The organism is Ensifer sp. LC384 (genome assembly GCF_001695865.1).
GTDB lineage: Bacteria > Pseudomonadota > Alphaproteobacteria > Rhizobiales > Rhizobiaceae > Ensifer.
Map to the genome: position 1 here is coordinate 1 of NZ_MBST01000059.1, position 6,514 is coordinate 6,514.

The 6,514-nt window shown below is 60.8% G+C and carries 5 protein-coding genes and 3 pseudogenes; 2 read left to right on the forward strand and 6 right to left on the reverse strand.

The genetic code is table 11. From position 1 onward, the window contains the following. Window positions 1–280 precede the first annotated feature (280 nt). Complete coding sequence (locus BC363_RS35235) at window positions 281–601, reverse strand: hypothetical protein (protein ID WP_065786267.1); 321 nt, start codon at window positions 599–601, stop codon at window positions 281–283. A 337-nt stretch (window positions 602–938) separates the two neighbouring features. On the opposite strand from BC363_RS35235, the pseudogene BC363_RS36145 reads away from it, so the two are divergent. Then, window positions 939–1,166: pseudogene (locus BC363_RS36145) on the forward strand (IS110 family transposase); the annotation flags it as partial. 479 nt (window positions 1,167–1,645) lie between these two features. On the opposite strand, the gene BC363_RS29080 reads toward BC363_RS36145, so the two are convergent. Further along, the gene (locus tag BC363_RS29080) at window positions 1,646–2,785 is read right to left on the reverse strand and encodes a M14 family metallopeptidase (protein ID WP_065786269.1); all 1,140 of its coding nucleotides are present in this window, start codon (window positions 2,783–2,785) and stop codon (window positions 1,646–1,648) included. Window positions 2,786–2,822: 37 nt separating this feature from the next. Next, a complete protein-coding gene (locus tag BC363_RS29085; protein ID WP_065786270.1) occupies window positions 2,823–3,086 on the reverse strand; it encodes a hypothetical protein in 264 nt (87 codons plus the stop codon). 274 nt (window positions 3,087–3,360) lie between these two features. Between BC363_RS29085 and BC363_RS29090 the strand changes: the two genes are divergently transcribed. After that, window positions 3,361–3,621 carry a hypothetical protein gene (locus tag BC363_RS29090; protein WP_065786271.1) on the forward strand — a complete coding sequence of 87 codons (261 nt, stop codon included), beginning with the start codon at window positions 3,361–3,363 and terminating at the stop codon, window positions 3,619–3,621. Window positions 3,622–3,761: 140 nt separating this feature from the next. Here BC363_RS29090 and BC363_RS29095 read toward each other — a convergent pair whose 3' ends face one another. The 3 genes and pseudogenes from BC363_RS29095 to BC363_RS29100 all read right to left on the reverse strand — a co-directional run. Then, window positions 3,762–5,309, reverse strand: coding sequence for a S8 family serine peptidase (locus tag BC363_RS29095; protein WP_065786272.1), 1,548 nt, complete (start codon window positions 5,307–5,309; stop codon window positions 3,762–3,764). Window positions 5,310–5,908: 599 nt separating this feature from the next. Then, window positions 5,909–6,139: pseudogene (locus BC363_RS33980) on the reverse strand (transposase domain-containing protein); the annotation flags it as partial. Window positions 6,140–6,171: 32 nt separating this feature from the next. After that, window positions 6,172–6,514 (reverse strand): annotated as a pseudogene (locus tag BC363_RS29100) (IS5/IS1182 family transposase); the annotation flags it as partial.

The window sequence follows — 6,514 nt, forward strand, 5'->3', positions numbered from 1 at the left end:
CCAGGATCGAAGAGTTTAAAACTGGAATCCGTGTTGCGTTGCTGATGCCGGAACTTGCAAGATAGGAGCAGATGGTGTGATCGATCGATCCACGGCGCGAGATACTCCGTGTAAGCCCACGGCCTCCTACAAGGTCGCTTATGTGTTTGGAACTCACGTCGCGGAAACCATCTTGGCCAGCGTTCATGTGCGAGCGCACAACAGGCCGGACGTATGGACGCAAGCGATGCGGTCAAATCATCCAAATATCTTGCGAGCAGGGGGCCGTCCACGTATGGGCCTATTGGTTCTCCGAAAGTTGGCAGGAGGCTTGGGGTCTGGCGGCGATCATCGTCGTGCTTACGGCCTTGTCGGCAATGGCCAGTGTCTGGTTCGCCGAGGCATCTGGTGCACTTGTCAGTGCAATCGCGTTCCTCCACCATCCGGAAAACCCGACTACGGTGCGGTCGCTTCTGGCAAGCGCCGCGACCTTGGCCGGGATCGTCGTGCTCAAGGAAGTCGGTTTCACCGCAGTCCGCCACTTCTTCTCGACGAGCTGCATCGCAAATGGCGCGCCTGGCTTGATCGGCGCTTCAACGACGCACTGCTCGACCGCAACCATACGCATTTGCACCTGCAGCATGGCGCGGCGGAGGCGATTCCGTCCGAAGCTGGGTGCCGGACAATATCGACCAGCGCATCCAGGAATCGATCAAGGGCATGACCGGTAGCGCGATCGTCACCGCTCAGGGTCCATCGCATGTTGCCGGGCTCATAGAGTGCGTGACGGATGATAAGAACACCCTGCCGGACGCAGCTCGTCTGGCGCTCGCCCTGTTGGTCGATACTCTGCGATCGCTGGAGGACCGGATCAGGCGGCTCGACCAAGAGATCGCTCGTCGCGCCCGGGAAGACGCGGACGCTCGGCGGCTTGCGACGATCCCAGGTGTAGCGCGACATCGAAAATGGGCGAGCGAACATTGCGACGCCTACTTATTCTCGGAGCCAGCTCCGTGGTCCGGCAAGCCATTCATCGTGGTCCGCCAGAGGGATCGTGGCTCGGGCGCATGCTCGTCCGTAAGCCACGTATGCTTGCGATCGTCGCCCTTGCCAACAAGCTGGCGCGCATCGTTTGGGCGCTGTTGGCGAAAGGCGGGGTCTATGGAGCTCCAGTAGCGGCCGGATAAACCGGCCGCAAACAGGAGGGCGTCGAAGGTGTAGGAGGGTCGAAAGGAAGGTATGGCGCACAGTCGATAAGAGACGGGATCGGAAAACCAGGCCTGAACGGAGTGCCCAGAGCACGCTTTAATGATTTGGAACCGATCCGCGAACTCCCATACGGGCCCGCGTGCGCGGCGACAATCAAGGTGAGACTCAGCGTCAATCAGGATGAGACTCTTATGTCGCGGTCGGGATGACCGTATCATGCTGATTGTCGCGCTATACCCGCGGCATCCAGATGGTCGCAACAGAGGCCGGACAGATGTCAGCACCCGACTACGCGCGATTACCGTGCCTGGAAAAATCCTCTTGCACTTACGGGGGTGTCCACAGATGTGCAGGGGACGCCGGTGCGCGACCGCGAGTGGCTGGTCTGGACGCTCCAAGTGCGGCCGGAATGGGCGTCCCGGCTATCGGCGGAATGCTGAGCCCGGCGTTCTCCGCCCTATGCCACGGGTGCCGCCAGGAGTTGTTCGATGAACCGGAAGACAGCCGGGCGGTTCTCCTCCCAGGTCGGCAGGATCTGGCCTGGTGGCAGGATGAAGCCGCCTTCCTGGAACGTGCGCGGCCTGAGTTCGATCGTGAAGGACGGTATGCCGTAGCTTCCGTAGGTCCAGTCCGTTGTGTCACCTGCGGTCGGGTAGAGCTGGGACGACTGCTGCGGGACATAGACCTTGCCATGCACCCCCTGCATCAGGGTCTGCATCTCCTCGGCCATCCCTACCATCTGCTCTCGGTGCTGGACGTCCGGGACGGGCTTCTCCGCATACCCCCAGGGATAGAGAATGAGCTGGGTGTAGCTGTGATAGGTGATCACCCCGGCGAAGCGTTCGCACCCGACGAGGTCGCGGACCGCCTGCGTCTCGGGCTCGGAGAACGCGCGCGGGCCGACATAGGTCTCATCACTCGGAACGTGGCTGGAGGTGGGGATGTCGAGAATGCCCCACATGTACCCATAGTTGCGGTTCGGATCGACGCCGAACGAGCCGTCGTCATTCCTCCGCCGGTTCTTGCGCCAAAGCCGCTGCGCCGTCCGACTATATTCGTGGCCATCAGGGTTCACCATCGGGGCGACCCAGACTTCTCCGCTGGTGAGCCAGCCGGCGATCGGCGCCTCGTCGGCCCGCTCGACGAGCTCTTTCGCGAGCAGGAACGGCACTTCCACCGCGATCCACTCGCGCGCGTGGTGGCAGCCCATGAAGAGAAGCTTGGGGACGCCCCCGCGGCGGTCCCCGATCCGTAACGCCAGGATGGGGCGGCCCTCAATGCTCCGGCCAATCTCCTTCAACTCGGCGATGTCCGGCCTTGCTTCCGCGAGCTGCCGCAGCTCCGCCTCCAGGCTGGCTGCCGAATGATACTGCTCCGCCGCCGCAGCGGTGGCGAAGGCGGACAGGTGCCGTTCCACATCTTCGAGCTGTTCGACGAGATAGCCCATGCGGGACAGGCGCTCCAGCTGAGCCTCGGTTCCGCGAAGGATCAGATGATCCGGTTTGACCTCCCAGACGTCGATGCCAAGCGGCACCCGGAGAACATCCCCGAGCGGCTTCTGCGGTCCCGGAGACGTGACTTTTGCGATGAGGCTCATGCGAGCATTCCTATCGTTCGATAGAGCCACCCCGCGATCAGGCGCCCTCCCGTCGCCCGTCGAGGCGATCGGAGCCGTGTGCACCGTTTTCCACGTCGGCGATCGTGCGGAGGCGCTCCACCCCGGCTAGCCGTCGCCACTCAAGCTCGGCGATCGTCTGCTCGGAGACGACCGCCACTAGGGCGTCAGCTTCGCGTTGCCACACGTCGAGGCTGAGCGGAACCTTCAGGAGATCATCGACTGTGCGCCCCGCGAGTGGAGTGAGGCGTACCACCCAGCGGACCGTAACACATCCTGCCATATCAGGTGCTCCTCGGCATCGAGTACAGCCTGATACGAGTTTAGTCCCTCCCGAAGCGAGCCGCAAAGCCACCTTCGCAAACGGTAACCGCATCGCATGCTTATCGGGCCGCCCCAGTGGCCGTCTCAATCCTCGCGTTATCCGAAAGGTATTCAGGTCACCGCCCGCGATGATCTTGTGATCGTTTGGCCAGCCGGCCAACTAGCCCCGAGAGCTCCGAGATCAGGCGGTGAACCGATGCATTGGCGTGCTGCCGTGTCGCTTGGCAGATGGGATGGTTGCCGCCCTTCGCGCCGGCATCGAAAGTGCCATGAGTCTGTGGTCCATGAGCCACGAAGCGGAAAGGGACGGCGAAATGAGGGATACGATGATCGGGGTGGACTTGGCAAAGCGCGTTTTCCATGTCCACGAGGGCCTTGATGAGGGGGCATGTGAAGTTCCGCAAGAAGCTGACACGCGAGCAGTTCCGGCGGTTCATAGCCGGCAGCGCACCTGCGTTTTTGTCTTCGAAGCTTATGGCAGCGCGCATTACTAGGCACGCGAGATGGAGACGTTTGGCCATGAGGTCAGGCTGATCGCCCCTCATTACGTGCGACCGTTTGTGAAGCCAGCAGACCGACAACGAATTCGCTTCCGGCGCAGTCGGCGCCTCGGCGTCGTCGTTAAGAAAGGCGCTTAAAGAATCTGCTTCACTGCGGCATAGGCATCGACGAGCCCCGCTCCAGTTGCCCCGTCTTCACCGCCCCCAGCAGGCAGTCCTCGTCCGGTCGGGTCGCTTGCCGGATTAGCGTGCCCAACCATTACGTCGCGCGCTGTACGGCGGAGTATCGCCTTTATGTCAGCTGGTGAAAGCTTTGGCTGCACCTGGAGAAGCAGGGCACAGAGACCGGCGAGTTGAGGTGCAGCGGCAGAGGTACCGCTGAATACGCCCCATCCGTCGTCCGGCGCTGTTTTGTCAAAAGCGGCGCCATCTGCGTCGATTTCACATCCGGGTGGAATCGGCAGGGCGAGATAGTTTGCGTGCGGCAATAGGCCGACGAGGCCGCAAACATCGGGAACGCTGCGGCCGGAGTAGATTGGGCTGTGGAATGCGCTAGCGTAGTCGGATGCCTGCATCGCGCCGGTTTCGTCGACGTAGACACCGCCGGCGGAAATGACATCAGGCATCTGACCCGGGAACGAATAGTGGCCGTTGCCCGCCGCAAATATAATGACGATTCCGCGCTTCACTGCAGCTTGGATTTCGGCCTCGAGCGCGACCAGGCTGTTCGGCAGTTGTGGCAAGGGCATATTGTTCTGGCGACGCAAATCGTAGCCGAGGCTCACAGTTATGACGTGAGGATCGTGCTTGAGGGCCTCTTGCAAGCCTTCCAGAATTGAGGCGCCAGACGAAGGATCATCTTCGTTGTCCAGTTTGATGCCAATGAAATTGGCACCTGGCGCGATTGAGAAGACGTTGGCCGATTGCCCGGTTCCATGCCCGTTGCCATCGACGCTGCGGTCTATAGCGCCAGGCGCCAACACGACTGAAGAGGAGTAGTCATGGGCTTTAAAGAAGGAATGATCGTGAGCAAAGCCGCTATCGATCATCGCCACCCGAACGCCTCTACCGGTAATTCCTTTGAGGTGCGCCCGTGTCGCGTTGAGCTGGCGTGCGACGTCGGCGGGTGCGGCGAGGTGGTAATAGGGAATCGGCGGCGGTGCGGCGGTCGGAGGCGTTATTCTGGCGACGGTAGCCACCGGTTTGTCTCTCGGGGCTGTCTTGGCCCTCCTTGCCGTCTTGGCCATATATATGTGCGGCCATTGGATATAGACGTCATCCAAGAGCGCTGCGACAGCCGGATCAGGATCCCATGGTGCGCCATCGGCCGGGAACAGCACGGAACTCAGCTGTGCTGCGACGCCACCCGGCGCGACGATCCTTGACAGTTTGGTTTTGAATAAGGTTTCAAACGCCGATTTGGAGCAGCGCATCGAAGCAGTGAGCGCTCCACGGGCAGTCAGCGTGAAACCGCGCCGAGCAAGTTCGGCAATAGCGAGATCGGCTTTAGCTGGATCAGGCGCGAACTTCTCGACCGTTTCCGCCGACATTCTTGCACCGAATTTCGTGGGCCCGACCTGTTCCCCCGGTGGGTTAAACGTGACAGCAACACGAAGAATTTGATCACCCGAGTCCCTGCGGGTAGACCCCGCGTCCGAGTCCTTGGCATCATACGCTTTCATGAGCCCCCCTTTGGGCTAATCAAACGAGAGATGGTCAGGAGCCACGCTAATTGAAGATACAAATGGTTTCAGTCTATCTGGCACCGCGAGCGTCTCTCCTCCGCCCGACAATTCTGAAAAAAGCTCCTCAAAGTCCGTTTCCGATATTCTAGCTGAAAGAGTGGCACTACCTTCGCCACTTACTGCCATTCCCACATCGTGCGCAGCACGTTTTGCTGCCGCGCGCGCATCGCCTGTGCGGCAATGCTCATGCAACAAGATCTGCAGGCGTCGAATGTGTTGCCTTGTGCCTAGCATGGCTTTGGTAGTCGCCCAACCGGGCATACAATCATTAGCTCAATCTATGTGCGATGATATGCCCTGCCGTGTCCGTATGCAACGAATGTCCGGCGAATCTATAGATGGGGTATTCGGCTTGCCCCCATCCGTAACGTGCGTGGGGTGCTGCGCTTCGAGTGATGGTAAAGTGAGGTCTTGCTTTACAACTCACCCAAGCATCGGAGTATGCGGCGTCCACGCCCCATCGATTTTTCAGTTGCAGCGATCTGAGGTTGATCTACGGGCCGTCAAATGAGCTCACCGAAGAGTACCTGACGAGCTCATTGTGAGGCCTTGATGCGGGCGGCATAGGCCCATGGCATCAGGGCATCGATGTCTTTGGCGAGGTGGCCGTTTGCGAGGCGGGTGAAGAGTTCGCACAGATAGGCGTAGGGCTCAACGCCGTTCATTTTACAAGTGCCGATCAGGCTGGCAAACCGGGCCCAATTGCGGCCCCCTTCATCGTGCCCTGCAAAGAGCGCATTGCGGCGGCGTTGGTGCAGCGATGGAGAATTCGACGCACCTCGGTCTTTGATATCGACCCTTATGCCTTGATGGCTTGGCAGCGGACGGATTCCGGGCGTCCACATGCCAGCATGCGGTTGACAACAGCACAACCGATGGCGACCTCCATCTTCTGGGCGGCAAAGGAGCGGGCGCGCAGACGACGGCCGATCAGTCCCTTGTAGCGCCCGATGGCGGTTTCGATCAGAGCCCGCTTGCCGTAGCCGGTGGCCGCCTGCCATGTCAGCCGACCGTCTTTGGCGATCGCCGCGATGTGGCGGTCCCGTTGACCGGGTGGCCCCGTATCATTGGTCTTCACCGCCGTCGAACGCGGTGGAATGACCACCCTTGCGGCGGCACTGTGCTGCAGGACTGTTCCGTAG